General features: G+C 39.7%; 15 protein-coding genes, 1 tRNA gene and 1 pseudogene. 15 read left to right on the top strand and 2 right to left on the bottom strand.

The window, feature by feature from the left end:
- Nucleotide 1 precedes the first annotated feature (1 nt).
- Nucleotides 2–856 (top strand): SPFH domain-containing protein, encoded by an 855-nt coding sequence (locus tag LVY74_RS12375; protein ID WP_151710619.1) that lies wholly within the window; start codon nt 2–4, stop codon nt 854–856.
- A 36-nt stretch (nt 857–892) separates the two neighbouring features.
- On the opposite strand, the gene LVY74_RS12370 is transcribed toward LVY74_RS12375, so the two are convergent.
- Together LVY74_RS12370 and LVY74_RS12365 are read right to left on the bottom strand one after the other, a co-directional pair.
- Nucleotides 893–1,816 carry a polyprenyl synthetase family protein gene (locus LVY74_RS12370; protein ID WP_269091370.1) on the bottom strand — a complete coding sequence of 308 codons (924 nt, stop codon included), beginning with the start codon at nt 1,814–1,816 and terminating at the stop codon, nt 893–895.
- A gap of 7 nt (nt 1,817–1,823) precedes the next feature.
- Complete coding sequence (locus LVY74_RS12365) at nt 1,824–2,165, bottom strand: zinc ribbon domain-containing protein YjdM (protein ID WP_111894820.1); 342 nt, start codon at nt 2,163–2,165, stop codon at nt 1,824–1,826.
- Nucleotides 2,166–2,409: 244 nt separating this feature from the next.
- Between LVY74_RS12365 and LVY74_RS12360 the strand changes: the two genes are divergently transcribed.
- From LVY74_RS12360 to fic, 14 genes and pseudogenes are all read left to right on the top strand, one after another.
- Nucleotides 2,410–3,765, top strand: coding sequence for an amino acid permease (locus tag LVY74_RS12360; RefSeq protein WP_237815317.1), 1,356 nt, complete (start codon nt 2,410–2,412; stop codon nt 3,763–3,765).
- A gap of 125 nt (nt 3,766–3,890) precedes the next feature.
- Nucleotides 3,891–3,966, top strand: a tRNA-Arg gene (locus tag LVY74_RS12355).
- A 168-nt stretch (nt 3,967–4,134) separates the two neighbouring features.
- The gene (locus LVY74_RS12350) at nt 4,135–5,460 is read left to right on the top strand and encodes a tyrosine-type recombinase/integrase (protein ID WP_237815316.1); all 1,326 of its coding nucleotides are present in this window, start codon (nt 4,135–4,137) and stop codon (nt 5,458–5,460) included.
- A gap of 145 nt (nt 5,461–5,605) precedes the next feature.
- Nucleotides 5,606–6,604, top strand: a complete 999-nt coding sequence (locus tag LVY74_RS12345; protein WP_237815315.1) for a hypothetical protein — start codon at nt 5,606–5,608, stop codon at nt 6,602–6,604.
- Nucleotides 6,588–7,700, top strand: coding sequence for a hypothetical protein (locus tag LVY74_RS12340; protein ID WP_237815314.1), 1,113 nt, complete (start codon nt 6,588–6,590; stop codon nt 7,698–7,700). The genes LVY74_RS12345 and LVY74_RS12340 overlap by 17 nt, the downstream gene beginning before the upstream one ends.
- Nucleotides 7,701–7,802: 102 nt before the next feature.
- Nucleotides 7,803–8,021 (top strand): helix-turn-helix transcriptional regulator, encoded by a 219-nt coding sequence (locus LVY74_RS12335; protein WP_237815313.1) that lies wholly within the window; start codon nt 7,803–7,805, stop codon nt 8,019–8,021.
- Nucleotides 8,022–8,024: 3 nt separating this feature from the next.
- Nucleotides 8,025–8,243, top strand: coding sequence for a helix-turn-helix domain-containing protein (locus LVY74_RS12330; protein WP_237815312.1), 219 nt, complete (start codon nt 8,025–8,027; stop codon nt 8,241–8,243).
- Nucleotides 8,240–8,911, top strand: coding sequence for a KilA-N domain-containing protein (locus tag LVY74_RS12325; protein WP_237815311.1), 672 nt, complete (start codon nt 8,240–8,242; stop codon nt 8,909–8,911). The genes LVY74_RS12330 and LVY74_RS12325 overlap by 4 nt, the downstream gene beginning before the upstream one ends.
- A gap of 3 nt (nt 8,912–8,914) precedes the next feature.
- Nucleotides 8,915–9,283 carry a hypothetical protein gene (locus LVY74_RS12320; protein WP_237815310.1) on the top strand — a complete coding sequence of 123 codons (369 nt, stop codon included), beginning with the start codon at nt 8,915–8,917 and terminating at the stop codon, nt 9,281–9,283.
- Between the two features lie 12 nt (nt 9,284–9,295).
- Nucleotides 9,296–9,664: a hypothetical protein gene (locus LVY74_RS12315; protein ID WP_237815309.1), complete on the top strand. Its 369-nt coding sequence runs from the start codon at nt 9,296–9,298 to the stop codon at nt 9,662–9,664.
- A 3-nt stretch (nt 9,665–9,667) separates the two neighbouring features.
- Nucleotides 9,668–9,976 carry a hypothetical protein gene (locus LVY74_RS12310; protein WP_237815308.1) on the top strand — a complete coding sequence of 103 codons (309 nt, stop codon included), beginning with the start codon at nt 9,668–9,670 and terminating at the stop codon, nt 9,974–9,976.
- A complete protein-coding gene (locus tag LVY74_RS12305) occupies nt 9,973–12,048 on the top strand; it encodes a DUF3987 domain-containing protein (protein WP_237815307.1) in 2,076 nt (691 codons plus the stop codon). The genes LVY74_RS12310 and LVY74_RS12305 overlap by 4 nt, the downstream gene beginning before the upstream one ends.
- Nucleotides 12,049–12,381: 333 nt before the next feature.
- Nucleotides 12,382–12,705 (top strand): annotated as a pseudogene (gene ssb / locus LVY74_RS12300) (single-stranded DNA-binding protein); the annotation flags it as partial.
- Nucleotides 12,706–13,003: 298 nt separating this feature from the next.
- On the top strand, nt 13,004–14,113 hold the full coding sequence (fic, locus tag LVY74_RS12295; RefSeq protein ID WP_237815306.1) for a protein adenylyltransferase Fic: 1,110 nt from the start codon (nt 13,004–13,006) through the stop codon (nt 14,111–14,113).
- The last annotated feature ends 1,792 nt before the right edge of the window (nt 14,114–15,905 follow it).

Below are 15,905 nucleotides of genomic sequence, written 5' to 3'. Positions count from 1 at the left end.
TATGAGCGCAAGCATTATTGGTTTAGCACTGTTAGCTTTTGTTGCAGTGACAATTTTTAAAGGTGTCAGAATTGTACCGCAAGGTAACAAGTGGATTGTGCAGCGTTTGGGAAAATACCATACGACCCTTGGGCCGGGTTTAAGTATCATCATTCCTTATATTGATGATATTGCATACAAAGTGACCACTAAAGATATTGTCTTGGACATTCCTTCCCAAGAAGTAATTAGCCGCGACAATGCAGTATTGCTGATGAATGCAGTGGCATACATCAACCTCACTACCCCAGAAAAAGCGGTGTATGGGATTGAAAATTTTAATATTGCCATTCAAAACCTAGTTCAAACCTCATTACGTTCGATTGTTGGTGAAATGGATCTTGATGATGCCTTGTCGTCACGTGACCACATTAAAGCCAAACTGAAAGCTGCGATTTCCGATGATATTGCAGATTGGGGAATTACCTTAAAAACCGTTGAGATTCAAGATATTCAACCGTCTTCAACCATGCAGGCGGCAATGGAAGCCCAAGCAGCAGCGGAACGCCAACGTCGTGCAACAGTCACCAAAGCAGATGGTGAAAAACAAGCTGCGATTTTGGAAGCGGATGGTCGTTTAGAAGCATCACGTCGTGATGCAGAAGCTCAGGTGGTCTTGGCTGAAGCTTCACAAAAAGCCATTGCCATGGTCAGCTCTGCTGTAGGTGATCAAGAAATTCCAGTGTCTTATTTGTTGGGTGAACAGTACATTAAAGCCATGCAGGATATGTCGAAATCCAACAATGCTAAAACTGTGGTTCTGCCTGCCGATGTGTTGAATACCATTCGTGGGATTATGGGACGTGACTTAAAATAATCTCTCAGAAAATAAAAAAGCGGCGAATGCCGCTTTTTAATGTGCTCTTGCCAGTAAAAACTGGGTAATTGCATGGAGTTGCTGTGCATCTTCACCAAAATGGCTTAAGGCTTGTAGCGCTTGATCATGCAGTTGCTGTGCATAGGCTTGTGCAGCATCTAAGCCCAACAGTGCAGGATACGTCGATTTCTCAACTTCAAGATCTTTCCCTGCCGTCTTACCTAAGACTTCAGTATCGGCTGTAATATCCAAAATATCATCTTGCACTTGAAAGGCCAGACCAATCGCCTGACCAAACTGACGCAATTGAGGAATGGCTAAATCTGTACCTTTAAAAATAGTCACCGCTGCCATCATGATTGCCGCCTGAATCAGAGCACCTGTTTTGTTGCGGTGAATATTTTCCAGTGCTTCCTGATCTACTTGCTTTCCTTCAGCTTGTAAATCAAGGACTTGACCACTGACCATTTTGGAACTCGCCATCGCCAAAATCTGCATTTGTTTTAAAACAATACTTGGCTCAATCACGACACCTGTATCGAATAAACGGCTACCGAGTACTTCATACGCCATCGATTGCAACACATCACCCGCCAGCAAAGCCGTATTTTCCCCAAAAGCGACATGACAAGTGGGCTGTCCACGGCGCAATGAGTCATTGTCCATACACGGTAAATCATCATGTGCCAATGAATAGCAGTGAATTAGTTCCACTGCAACTGCGGCGCGGCGAACTGCCGCCGATGGTGCCTGAGTCTGTAAAGCGGCTGTGGCATAACACAGTGCAGGGCGCACTCGCTTACCGCCCAGCATGACGGCATGATAGACCGCCCCTTTTAAAGGTTCTGGCAATGCAAAAGCATCCAGCGCTAAAGTGAGGTCTTGCTGAATTTGTTGCTGTGCAGATTTTAAAACGTCTGCGGATATGGATGCGAGTGTTGACACATCTGCCTCGGACATATGGAAATTACGCTTTTTTGACGAATTCTGATTTAAGTTTCATGGCGCCAATCCCTGTGATTTTACAGTCAATATTGTGACCATCAGTGGCATCGGCAAGTAAGCGAATATTTTTAACTTTTGTACCGACTTTAACGACTGAAGAGGAACCTTTAACTTTTAAATCTTTGATGACTGTAACGCTGTCACCATCTTGTAAGGGTTGACCATGTGCATCTACAATCTGTGCGCTGCTTTCAGTCGCTGCTTCACCTTCTTTCCATTCATAAGAACATTCTGGACAGATCAATAAATCACCATCAGCATAGGTATATTCTGACTGACACTTTGGGCAAGCAGGAATGGTCATGTAATCAACCTCAAAATAAAAGGCATTATCGCCTGAATGTTGATTTTTTTCAAAAATATCTGAACATCTCTAATAAAATGTGCATATTGAGCCATAAATAGACTATTTTTTAATCATTAAATCTTGATGTTTTTCAAAAAGTTATAATACAAAGGTCGCACATCGATGAGTCACGCTTAACGCTAGGCTAAATTATAGCAATCTATTACAATACAAAATCTTGTGAATTACCGAGCATACGATTTTGAGTAACGAGTCATCGAAATTACAGCGTGGCTTAAAGAACAGACATATCCAACTGATTGCAATGGGTGGTGCAATTGGTACGGGTCTGTTTCTAGGCTCCGCACAAGTCATCCAATCTGCTGGGCCATCAATTATTTTAGGCTATGCAATTGGTGGTTTAATTGCTTTTTTAATTATGCGTCAATTGGGGGAAATGATTGTTCATGAGCCAACAACAGGTTCGTTCAGTCACTTTGCGTATAAGTATTGGGGGAATTTTCCAGGCTTCTTAACAGGCTGGAATTACTGGATTTTATATATTTTGGTGGCAATGTCCGAACTGACGGCGGTTGCAAAATATATTAACTATTGGTGGCCATTTATCCCTGCGTGGGTGTCAGTTCTGTTCTTCTTTATTGTGATTACCCTTGTGAACTTGGGTAATGTCAAATTCTATGGAGAATCTGAATTTTGGCTGGCGATCATTAAAGTCACGGCTGTGATTGCCATGATTATTTTCGGCATCGTGCTATTGGTCACGGCTGATCCTAGCTCAGGTTCAACCATTACTAACCTTTGGACACATGACGGTTTCTTCCCGAACGGTTTTGATGGCTTATTTTATATGCTGGCCTTCATTATGTTTGCCTTCGGCGGAATTGAACTGATCGGGATGGCAGCAGCCGAGGCTGAACAACCTGAGAAAACCATTCCGAAAGCCATTAATCAGGTGGTTTTCCGTGTTCTAATTTTCTATGTCGGTTCACTGACGATTTTATTATCGCTTGTGCCTTGGGATAAACTGGAACTTGATGGTTTAGATAAAAGCCCATTCGTGATGATTTTCAGTCAGTTAGGTATTGGCTGGGCAGCAAGTATTTTAAACTTCATTATCTTAACGGCTGCACTTTCTGTGTATAACAGCGGTATGTATGCCAATAGTCGTATGTTGTTTGGTCTCGCTGAACAAGGCAATGCGCCAAAAGTGTTCTTGAAAGTTAATAAAAGTGGTACGCCAATTCCTGCGGTGTTGTTCTCTGCACTGATAATTTTTGCATGCGTATTGCTGAACTACTTTGTTCCTGAAGATGCTTTAGGACACTTGATGTATATCGTGGTCGGTGCCTTGGTACTGAACTGGGCGATGATTGCCTTGACTCACTTGAACTTCAAAAAAGTGGTGATTGCTGAAGGGATTAAAACCAAATATCCATCATTCTTATACCCAATCACGAACTACATCGTTTTAGGGTTTATTGCTGCTGTACTCTACATTATGTGGATGAAGGGCTTTAAAGAGTCGGTGATCATGATTCCAATCTGGATCGTGCTCATGTTTGTCCTCTATAAAATGCTTGCAGCGAAAAAATCTTGATGAAAATGGGTTTAGTCAGAATTTTTAAAGATGACTAAACTCAATTTTCTGAGTATTTTTAAAAAGTTATTGCTCAGCAATAACTTTTTTTTTATTTAAGTTTACGGTAGAGTAATGCCTGAGTTGCGGTCTTAGCTTAACTGGATAGAGCAGTTGCCTCCTAAGCGACCGACGTGGGTTCGAGTCCCGCAGACCGCACCACCCCAATGCAAAAATATAAAAGAATATGGTTGAAAAGCATTGAAAACATTAGCTTTCAACCTAATCACATAACCAAATATGACAAAATAAATAAGGATACAGTTGCAAAAAATGAGGATATAAATAAGGATATATGAGTTCTATCAACTTTTTGTATCCTTATTCGATATGGCTAAGCACATCACACCACTGACAGACTCAAAATGCACAGGGGCAAAACCCCAAGAAAAAGACTATTCCCTATATGATGGTCAAGGTCTGATTTTGTTCATCCGAAAGAGTGGTTCTAAGGTATGGCGGTATAAATACAAACGAGCCAATGGCAAAGATGGATTAATGACACTGGGGAACTTCCCTGCACTGACACTCAAGGCAGCCCGAAGCAAACGCCGTGAGTTAGAGGAATTGATTGCCAACGGCGTTGACCCTATCGAGCATGAGGAAATACAAAAAACTAAACTCAAAAATGCCTATAGCTTTGAAGCCATAGCAAGAGAGTGGCATAAGGAATACAGCAAAACAGGCAGATGGGTATCAGAAACCGCAGATCGAGCATTAAGGAATCTTGAGGAATATGTCCTTGTGATGATTGGCACAAAGCCAATTGATACCATCAAGCCCAAAGACCTTGCAGCCGTTCTCCGTTCAATTGAGGAAAAAGGCTATACCGAAGTCGTCAAGAAAACACGCCAACGCCTAAACAGCATCTTTGCCTATGCAATCTCAAAAGGATTAATCGAAGAAAACCCAGCCTATTTTTTAAAAGATGTTTTTGTGACAACCAAAGCACCTAAGCATCATCCTCAACTAGCTTTAAATAAATTGCCTGAGCTACAGCAGCGACTAGCTAACGATACAGGCTATCCACTTACCAAACTATGCACAACCTTTGCACTGCATACCTTTGTCCGATCTAGTGAGCTACGCTTCGCACGTTGGACAGAGTTCGACCTAGAAAAGGGTGTGTGGAATCTGCCTGCAACAAGGGAGCATATTGCAGGGCAAAAATATTCTAATCGTGGTGCAAAGATGAAAACTGACCACCTGATACCACTATCCCCTCAAGCTATCACCCTGCTAAAGGAAATTCATAAATACAGTGGCATGACAAAAAATGTATTTCCAAAGAACGGCGACCCAAACGGATTTATTAGTGAGTCCACAATCAATAAGACCCTACGCCGTCTTGGTTATGACACCGACAAAGATGTATGCGGACATGGCTTTAGAGGAATGGCATGTTCTGCACTGGTACAAAGCACCCTATTTCAAAAGGAAGCTGTAGAAAAGCAAATGAGCCACCAAGAACGTGACCAAGTTCGACTTGCTTATACTCATACCGCCGAATACCTAGAAGAACGGAAAGCAATGTTGAACTGGTGGAGCGATTATTTAGAAGCCAACCTCCAAGAACACATTAGCCCCTATGACTTTACTAAGCAGCTATTGGGCGAGGATGTCATCCAGTTCAAATATGCCAAATTAGTTAAGTGACAACCTATGTCGCACCAATTCCAATAGATGCACAAATATAACCAAATATCGTTTATATTGAGTTTGCTAGGTCTAGGAGGCATCCGAAAGCATATACCCAATATGTTGACCTAGTGACTTTTTGGGGATGCTGTGGGAGGCATAAGTGAGTTTATTAAACTTAATTAAAAAAGATGAAAACTTCAAATATATTTCACTAAAAGAAGCAATAAGTTTATTAGCAGAAAAGACCAATTCTAATCTTCAAGAAGTAGCAATATATTTATTGAATCAAGACATTCCTAGCGAATTAGTCTGTAATACAAAAGGTACAGATTACAAAATCAAAGAAACCAGTGGAAAGCAATTTAGCTATGGCATGTTTAGGGCATATGGTAAAAACTGGGCTTTTGAATACTTAACCAATATTTCTGAAATACGTGATTGTACTACATTTGATGAACTAAATAGTGTAGGGTTTTGGGATGATTGGGGGCTTACCGTAGAAAATGGCAATATTGGACTACTCGAAAATACATACTGGTACAGGCAACATTTCTTTAATTTAGATCTAATTAAATCTTTAAATTTGCTTGATGATGATCAAATCGAATTAAATCAGAATCTAATTCCTATATGGGATGCTAATTATTTAAATATTCAAGAGTTAGAAACTCAGTCAGATATAGAATTATTAGATGGTGAATTTTTAGATGACCTAAAACTTATTGATGAAACCTCTTTCCTTGAAGTCACCCCTCCTTTTTTAATGGAAGAAACACCAAGAAAAGACCAACCGCAAACAAAAAAAATAACCCCATCAGTACAATCAACTACTAGCATGAGTTTCGCTGATTTTTTAGATAAAAAAGATGATGAATATATTAGCCTTCGAGATGCTATAGACCTCATACACAAGCATATTGGATTAAATAGAAGTGTGGATGAAGCTGCACAATTTTTAATGCTTGCTATTGGTGATGCTGATACAAAACCCAATATTTATAAGAAACATTCAGTAAATGGATGGCAATTCGGAAGAATGACAAGACCATATGCTTTTGAACCTAGAAAATATGTGCCTGAATCCGAAAAAACAATGACTATCCAAAATGCAGTTAAAGAAGATATGAGCAAGAGGTTGGGCGATGACTTACCATTCTGACACATTAGCCTTTAAAAAATCTGAATTATTAGAAGTCTTACAAGCAATTGACAGTGACTTTAGCTTTGAACAGTCTAATCAGACTATGCGAGAGCCTGAACAATCGCCACAACCTGAAAGCATCTCAGGTACTCAGTATGACTATAAAACCCTACTTTTTAAAAAACCGCTATTATCTTCATGGGATGCTGCAAGTATTATTTCAGATACCAATCCAGTCTTATTGTCTGATTTAAATGAGTATGAGGCAGGGAGAAAGTATCCCGATTGGATGGGTGCATTAAATTTTATTGATTCAAGTATTTCAGCGGGGTTGTTGGAGCAAGATAAATTTAATATTAGTGGCATCAAAAGAGATGATTTTAAAAAATTTCTGATTCAAGAGGAAATTATTGTAAAAGGCTTTAATGATAACCTCTCAATTACACAGCCAATTTTAAAAAATCAATCACTTGAACAAACTCAAATATGGCAAGAAAACGAACACCTAAAAGCCGATCTTGCTAAAGCTCAAGAACGAATTAAAGAGTTAGAACAAAAGCAAAAATCTGATGAAGAATTATATAAGTCTAAGATATTTCTAGCAGAGTCAAAAAAAGACCCTGAAATACGTAAACAACAAGAAAAAATCAGTCATTTTGGCGGAATTATTGACCAACAAGCTAAGGAAATTGCCAATCTAAAACAAAGATTATTCGGTGTAGAGGCTTTAAGAGAAAAATTTAAAATACCTGAAACACCTGAACAAGAAAGTGAACAGTCAGAGGATTATCAATCTTCACAATCTCAAATTGAGCAACTAAAAGCTAAAATTGCAGAACTTGAAAATGAAAAAATGCAATTTCAACACAATAAAAATGCAATAATTGACCATGAAATAACATTAGAAAACAGTGATTTAATTTTCATATCTGCCTTGTTGAAAATGCTTCAAGATGAAATAAAAGTTCAGTCCCATAAATCACAAGCAAAAATCTTGCAGAAAATTGAAGACTCTCACAGCCATATCAAAGGCTTATCCAAAAGTAGAACAGAAAAACTTATGGGAAAAGCAAACAAACTATATAAGCAACTGAATAATAAAGAAATGCAATAATCCAATCATGCAATGCAATTTTATTTTCATTGCATGAAATGAACTAAATAATCAAAAAAATAATACTCAACCCACCATATTTAGACATGCGTGGGTATTTTTATGACTATTTCACCAATTCGAGTTCAATTTAAAACAGTATGCGAATTATTGGACGTAAGCCGTGAATCGTTACGCCACAAGATTCGTACCGACAAAACATTCCCCAAGCCAATCAAAGAGGGTGAGTCTAAGCAAGCCCCTGTCTATTTTGATTATGCCGATCTAGTTGCATGGCATAACAATCAAAAAGCCAACCATTCAGCAGAGATGGAGGCTTGAGCTATGCCAAACACTTCCCATCAAACCCAAGTTTTAAGCCACTTAAAACAAGGTAAGACCCTCTCACAGGCAGAAGCCATCTATCACTTTGATTGCTACCGCCTGAGCGCCGTTATTCAGCGATTACGCCTATCAGGGCATGACATTGTGACCCACAACGAACCCAACCTAAATGGCAAAGGCACACACGCACGTTATGAGCTAAAGGAGTTTGAGGCATGAAAGGATTAATCAGCTCCAAATATGATGGCATTGAATGCCAATTTAATGAGCATGGTTGGTTTAATGCGACATTGGCAGCTAGTAAATTTGATAAACGCCCAATTGACTGGTTACGTTTAGATGAAACTCAAAATTATATAAATGCGCTATGTGAGCAATTAGGAATAAGTGAGCCAAAATCACTTATTAAAGCGAAACGGAATAATGGTACATGGTTACACCCTAAACTCGCTATTCCTTTCACTCGATGGTTAGATACTCGCTTTGGTGTGTGGTGTGATTTACAAATAGATCAGTTATTGCGTGGTAATCATCCAGTGATGGATATACGCCGTTTACGCCATCAAACAGCAGCAACCTACAAGGCTGTATGTAATGTCCTACAAGTAAGTAGACAACAGCAAGGCAAAGAAACTAAGCCACATCATTATATGAATGAAGCCCGATTGATTAATTGGGCAATGACAGGGCAATTCACTGGTTTAGATCGAGATAGCCTTACATTCGATGAAATGGATTTACTCGCAACATTGGAAGCTCAAGACCTAATCTTAATTGCCTCTCAATGCAGTTATGACCAACGAAAAACAGCACTCAATATTTTTGCTCAAAACTTCAAGGCAAAGAGCAATATTTTAAACCACCAATCAACAGTATTGGAGGCTTGATCTATGCACAACCATGTAAACCCCGAATTTTTCAAAGCCTTTGACCATTACAAAAACATGATGAAGCAATACGGCAATGACCACCCAATTACCGAGCAAGCCTTTCTTTTAACGCTGCATTACACCCCTGACCACATCAAGGCGGAAATGGATGCCAAAGCCAAAGAATTGAACCTACTGCCACCAGTAAGCGGTTACACGGATGATGGTAAACCGATGTATCGCCTTGAGGATATTGCCAAGCATCTAGGCATAAGCTTTGAGGAAGCCGAACAGCATTTATTGCGAATGATGGACAACCGCCAACAGGTCGGATTATCCAATGACGGCGTTTTGATTAACTCAAATATTCATATCAACCGTGTGCAATAGAGAGGTCATGTTATGAAAACCATCATCAAAGACTTAGGTTTATTGGTTGCGGTGTGGGCTATAGCCGTGTTTCTGATTGCAAGCTGTAGTAAATCCGCTTATGCTGTAGACCTCTCAAAAAACGTAAGCGTCACCCCACAGCGTCATTGTGGTTTTATTGTGCCTAAATTCTGCATAGGCTCTCAATCTATGCACGAAATAAAGGGCGCAAGCATTACAGCCATGCACACAAGGCTGCAATCCCTCTATGAGGGGATGACACGACAAAATAAGCCTATGGCGAATATGTCGGGCGGTACTTACGTTCCGAGAGTGAATCCCCTCACCCTAATCTCTCAAATTAGCGTGAATCTCCAAACTCAAAAACGTAAGGAGGCATAGCTCATGCCTAATCAAATCAATCAAAAACCAAATTCAAAGAACAAACCGTATTTTTCAAAACTTGGTATTCAGCACGAGTTTTTCACACCCCACAAAGATGCAAACCATATCAATGCTCAAGATGTCATTGTGGATCTTGTCGGGCGAGCAAAGGACATTTCAGTCGCAACATGGAACTGTTTTGAGGATGGAAAGGACTTAACCATCAAAGGTGAAATCGTTGCCAACCTAATCTATGAGATTCAAACCAAGCTTGAACTGATTGAGAAAATCTTGCCGATGGCATTCGATTATCAGGAGGGTGAAGAATGAATACAGCACCCACTTGGGACACCACCATTCCTTTTGATTTTGATGGGCATGAACCCAATGAAAAAGCGCCACAAGCCGACCTTGTGACGCTTTTAGAAGAAAGCACAGTGAGCTTACTTCCCAGTGACCCAGTAAAACAGGCAATGGTTAAAATCTTTGGGGGCTGTCCCCCTGAAATCAAAAAATCGGTGATTGATGATTTTGAGGGAGATAGCTTTTTCCATCATGCCGTTTGGGACACTTACGATTATAGCTTAAATTTGGTTGGCGCTCGGTTCTATGACATTGAACACCATCAAGAAAACAGTAGCTATGCCTGCAATGGTGGCAATTTCTTTCACTGTGAAGAGCTCAAGGATTCCCCTTTGTTGGTCACAGAGGATAGTACCCTCGCTTTTATCACCTCTTACGCCGTCTATCATCACCACAAGGTCACAGACAAGGGATTAAAGCAGTTAAGCCTAGAAGCAAAGCAAATCTATTTTGTGTGTTCTTCTCATGAGCTACTGAGCTATAAACGACGCTTTCGAGATACAGGCGTGGATATTCTTGCCCTTAAAGTGCCTTGTGACATCACCACTAATCAAAGTGAACTAGATGCAGAAATCACAGGCTTAATTATGGCAAGCCAATCGAGTGAGTGGGATGCCCCTATTCCCCTGATACAGGGCAATACTGGGATAAATACACCCTATCCTATAGAATCCCTGCCACCACTGGCAAAGTTGGCAGCCGTTGCGATTGCTGAGCATGTGCAAGCCCCTATCGCCATGACTGCACAGTGTGTCATCGGGGCAATGTCCCATATCGCCCAAAGCTATATAAATGCCCCTGACAAGCATAACCCTCAAGGTGAACCGTGTAGCCTGTTTTTGCTGACTGAGGGGCAAAGTGGTAGCCGTAAGACCACAAGCCGAAAACTGGCAGACAAAGCCATTATCGAGCATGAGCGTAAGCAATATGAGCTATACCGCCGTGACCTCGAACAGTGGAAAAGTGGACAGGCAGGCTTAAATAAAAAAGACCGTGAAGCCTACGGCGTGGAGAATCCCCCACCGAATGACCCTAGCACCCTGTACAGTGACATCACCCTAGAATCCATTGCAGGCTTATATGTGGACGGCATCATTAAAAATGCCTCTATTTCCAGTGATGAGGCAGCCCAGTTTTTTGGCGGTCACACCATGAAGTCAGATACACGTAATCACGCACTGGGAGGCTACACCAAGCTCTTTGATGATGGCACGGTAGAACGCACTCGATCTAAGTCGAACCTTAACGGCAGTGGTCGGGCTTATGATGTCAGATTAACCTTTAATTTACAGGGACAGCATGAGGTTTTATCCGATGCACTGAAAGACCCAGTATTAAAGGGACAAGGCTTTTTACCTCGCTTTATCCTGACCATTCCCGAAAACTTGGCAGGCTCACGGCTACAGGATACGAGCCACCAAACCAATAATGCCCACCTTGATCATCGGCTTGTTGCCTACTGGACACGCTGCGCTTATTTACTGGATGACTGTCCCCAACCTCAAACAGGGCATGAGCTGCATGATGGGCGTTTTGTAATGAGCATGAATGAACAGGCAAAACAGATAGATTTATCCTTTTACAATGAGGTGGAACGACTACAGGCAAAAGGACAGCGTTATGAGTACCTCCAAGCCTTTGCCAGTCGTGCCAGTCAACTTGCACGGCGCTTGGCGACTGTATTCGCCTATTTTGAGGGACAACAGGAGATAGATGCCACCATCCTGTCAGGTGCATGTGACATTGTTCGGCACTCACTGGGGGAATGGTCACGTTATGCAGAGATTGAGAGCAAGGAAGAAAACGAGGCTCAAAAACTGCTTAAATGGCTCGTTAAGAAATGTACTGAGCAGCATGTGGATAGAATCAATTATTCCAATGTTCAGACCTCATGCCCTCGCCCAATGCAGAAGAATGGCAAGCTATTGGAAATGATTATTCAGCAGCTTGAAGATTCTAATTACCTAAGAGTGGAAGCCAACGGCAAGAAGCGATTAATCGTATTAAATCCCTTTTTACTCGAAAAAGTGACTAAGTGACTAAATGAGATACAAGTATATGTTATTTAATAATATTTACTGTTTTAGTCAGTGACTAAAGACTGACTAAGTGACTAAATGAAAAGGGCTATTCCTGTCATTCACTTAGTCATTTAGTCATCGTTAAGTCAGCGACTAAACAGGATTAATTTAATATTTATCAGTATCTTAAAACCAACTTAGTCATTTAGTCAGAGTTTCAGGGAAAAATATAAAAATGAGGGGCTGCATCGTGAATGAATCGAGTTTTCGGCTATCTATAGATACCAATAAAATCTTGGTTTCTAACGTGTAGATAAATTACCCCATAACATTAAATAGAGAATAGACACCATGCCAAACGTGAACAAAGTAATCCTTATGGGTGTATTAGGTCGTGACCCTGAGAGCAAGAATTTCCCCAATGGGGGCAGCCTGACCACATTCAGCATTGCAACGACTGAACACTGGAAAGACAAGACTACCAACGAGCGTAAAGAGGCTACAGAATGGCATCGTATTGTCACCAGTAACCGATTGGCAGAGATTGCCAGTAAGTACCTCAAGAAAGGCAGCAAGGCTTATATTGAGGGCAGCTTACGGACAAGGAAGTGGAAAGACCAAAATGGGAATGAAAAGGAAGTCACAGAGATTCGAGCCGATGTGCTGCAATTGCTGTGAGATATAGCCCCTTTGATATAACTATTCCATCATGTTTACACTATGAGCAGAAATCGACATATGCTTTGCAACATGTTTGTACCATCGACACATTACCCATATCATGTTTATTTAAAGAAAGTTTATCGACATAAGGGTATATTCATGTTTACACCATCGACATATATTACTAATCATGTCGATATTTCATAATAATATCGACATATAAGGCTTTTTATGTTTATGCTAGCGACATAAAGTAAATGTCATGTCGATAGCAGTTGCTACAAACGACATAAGAAAAGAGATAAGTGTTATGAGTCTATGGCAAGCAGACCAACCATATAATCAATTACCACATCTACCACCGAAGCAAGATGTTGAAACTAAAGCTGTACTTAAATTATGTATTGAAGCTCGATCAACTTTAGCTGAGTTAAAACAAGCTGGCGAACTGATTCCTAATCAAACAATACTGATTAATATTATTCCGTTGTTAGAAGCTAAAGATAGTTCTGAGATAGAAAATATTGTGACAACAACAGATAAACTTTTTCAGCATGCTCAAGGTAATGAAGAAAATGCCGACCATGCAACAAAAGAAGCTTTACGCTATAGAACGGCATTATATAAAGGTGTTCAATCTATTAAAGAAAGACCTCTTTGTACAGGTACAGCAATTGAAATATGCCAAACAATCAAAGGGGTAGACTTAGGAATTAGAGCTACTACAGGTACGGCATTAAAAAACAGTTATACAGGTGAAGTTATTTATACACCTCCTGTAGGTGAAAATATTATTCGTAATTTATTGTCAGACTGGGAGAAATTTCTTCATTACAATGAAGATTTAGATCCATTAGTTAAGATGGCAATATCACACTATCAATTTGAAGCAATTCATCCTTTTATTGATGGTAATGGTCGAACAGGGAGGGTTCTCAATATTCTATACCTAATGGATTCCAATCTATTAAGTTTACCTATTCTGTATCTAAGTCGCTTTATAATTCAAAATAAATCAAAATATTATGAACTTCTATTGAGTGTAACTAAGGATGAGGACTGGCATTCATGGGTTATGTTTATGCTACAGGCTGTAAAAAGTACAAGCCAATGGACAATAGATAAGATTACAGCAATTAAAAATTTACATGAACATACTGTGGACTATATCAAAGGGTATGCAGAGAAAATTTATACTAGAGAATTAGTTGACATCATTTTTGAACAGCCTTATAGCCGTATTGCAAACTTGGTCGATAGAAATATTGCAAAACGTCAAGCAGCATCTACTTATTTGAAAAAATTGGTAGAAATAGGAGTATTACAAGAATTACAGCTTGGTAAAGAAAAGTTATTTATACATCCTAAATTACTACAATTATTACAGGATGATAGTAATCAATTTATTCCCTATAAATAGGAATCAACAGCCCCTTAACTGGGGCTTTTTCTTGTTTGACAAGGTATTTAAATTTAGGTTGACAGGATTCAGTGAAAACCATGCCATAAATCATCCTCAAAGCCTTATCTATCAATGCTTTCATGGCTTTTCTAAAAAACCCAATCCGCCCATCTACGTCAACCTAAATATTTTAATTTCGTCATACTACGTCAAACAAAACTGGGGCTTTTTACTAAGTCCGTCACAAAAAACGACCTTTTAATTTTGTTTTACAATAACCCAATAAAAACCACCTCAAAACAGCCCTTAAACCCATATACAGCAAGCATTACAGCCACTTATTAAAAACTGCATTTCGTATCACTACGTAAAACAAAACATCCTCATTCCATCAACGTACATCAACGTAAATTGCTTTACAGACCTGCCCCAAAAACACCACTAAAACCATGCTCAAATATAGACGGTTCAAGGCTTACGCCGTTTTGGACGACAATCCATTCCGTCTAGCTACGTCTAGCAAAACACAACCAACTAACTGGCTAAAATGTCTAGCCAAATGTCACAACAAATTTAAATACAATCAATTAATTACATTATTTCATAGCTAAATCATGTCAAAGAAAATGACTAAACTTAGCTACTCTTACAAAGCACACATCATTTAGCACGACAACACCACCCAAAAAAACCAGTAAAAAACACACTCAAAGCCATATATATCAAGGGTTATAGCTATTTTTCATAAAAGGCGTTTTGTCATGCTACGTCATGCAAGATAAGCCCATTCCGTAAGACTACGTAAGGGTAAATTTCCTTGATCAACTATCAAAAATCTTGTTGGACAACCCCAATCAATTTACCTTTACAGCAAATAATTTAAAAACCACCTCAAAGCCATACAGAACAAGGTTTTCAGGCAGTTTTATAATTTCCATTTCGTACAGCTACGTACAGCAAAAAAACCTGTTTTGTCATGCTACGTCCAACAAGATAAGTCTACATAGGGATAAATCTATTCAATCCGCCTTTTAGCATTTCCTTGATAGGCTACCAGTAAAGAAGCCATCAAAATGACCTCTAATTCATATACAGCAATGTTTACCGCTATTTTGAGAAAAACCCATTTCATCAAGATTCATCAAGGAAAAGTTTGAAAAATTCCTCAATCTGACAAGGTACAACAAGGTAAAGATTGAAAAAGGGATACTCCCCTTAACTTTCATCACTGGTGAAAGTTGAAACGTCCACTATTCTGTCCAAGTACGTCCAAGTAATACGTGCCATTTCCACCATTCCCACTAAGTACAACTAAGTAAAATGTGAAAAGAGCAGCTTTCCATCAACGTACATCAACGTAAAACTTGAAAAGTACGGCGTTTCATCCAAGTACATCCAAGTAAATGCCTGATCTAAATTTGCCATTTCAAATGTGGAATATGAGCAAACTTGCCCACATTTCAAATCCGATCAAGTGGAAATTGATTTTTAATGTCAGGTTTTGTGAGGTTCTAGCCTGAGTTTTCTACAGTTCAAAAATTAGGTTTTATAAGGTTTTGAATGTCAACAATTGTCAACATGCCCCACCTTCACCCTTTCGGATTTAAAATCTAATAGGGTTAGATTTAGAATCTATCCCCTGTCACCAGTGGCAAGCACTCACCCATCGGTATTTCAAATGCCACCCTTTCAATGAAAGCAGACACGGCGCACCTGAACCACAGATTCAGGGAGCAGCTTATAGAAATGTTTTTCGTCAAAATTGGCAAAAACCTAATTGCCCAATCATTTACGGCGTTTAATTGACTAC

The organism is Acinetobacter sp. ME22, assembly GCF_022012315.1.
GTDB lineage: Bacteria > Pseudomonadota > Gammaproteobacteria > Pseudomonadales > Moraxellaceae > Acinetobacter > Acinetobacter brisouii_A.
The sequence above is the reverse complement of the archived record's forward strand: the minus strand, read 5'-3'. Positions and strand labels throughout refer to the sequence as shown.

Excerpts from the sequence above, each read along its gene's own strand:
- LVY74_RS12330 (WP_237815312.1), top strand. The coding sequence starts at position 8,025 with ATGCCAAACACTTCCCATCAAACCCAAGTTTTAAGCCACTTAAAACAA.
- LVY74_RS12305 (WP_237815307.1), top strand. The coding sequence starts at position 9,973 with ATGAATACAGCACCCACTTGGGACACCACCATTCCTTTTGATTTTGAT.
- LVY74_RS12365 (WP_111894820.1), bottom strand. The coding sequence starts at position 2,165 with ATGACCATTCCTGCTTGCCCAAAGTGTCAGTCAGAATATACCTATGCT.
- LVY74_RS12320 (WP_237815310.1), top strand. The coding sequence starts at position 8,915 with ATGCACAACCATGTAAACCCCGAATTTTTCAAAGCCTTTGACCATTAC.
- LVY74_RS12375 (WP_151710619.1), top strand. The coding sequence starts at position 2 with ATGAGCGCAAGCATTATTGGTTTAGCACTGTTAGCTTTTGTTGCAGTG.
- LVY74_RS12325 (WP_237815311.1), top strand. The coding sequence starts at position 8,240 with ATGAAAGGATTAATCAGCTCCAAATATGATGGCATTGAATGCCAATTT.
- fic (WP_237815306.1), top strand. The coding sequence starts at position 13,004 with ATGAGTCTATGGCAAGCAGACCAACCATATAATCAATTACCACATCTA.
- LVY74_RS12315 (WP_237815309.1), top strand. The coding sequence starts at position 9,296 with ATGAAAACCATCATCAAAGACTTAGGTTTATTGGTTGCGGTGTGGGCT.
- LVY74_RS12340 (WP_237815314.1), top strand. The coding sequence starts at position 6,588 with ATGACTTACCATTCTGACACATTAGCCTTTAAAAAATCTGAATTATTA.
- LVY74_RS12310 (WP_237815308.1), top strand. The coding sequence starts at position 9,668 with ATGCCTAATCAAATCAATCAAAAACCAAATTCAAAGAACAAACCGTAT.
- LVY74_RS12370 (WP_269091370.1), bottom strand. The coding sequence starts at position 1,816 with ATGTCCGAGGCAGATGTGTCAACACTCGCATCCATATCCGCAGACGTT.
- LVY74_RS12350 (WP_237815316.1), top strand. The coding sequence starts at position 4,135 with ATGGCTAAGCACATCACACCACTGACAGACTCAAAATGCACAGGGGCA.
- LVY74_RS12335 (WP_237815313.1), top strand. The coding sequence starts at position 7,803 with ATGACTATTTCACCAATTCGAGTTCAATTTAAAACAGTATGCGAATTA.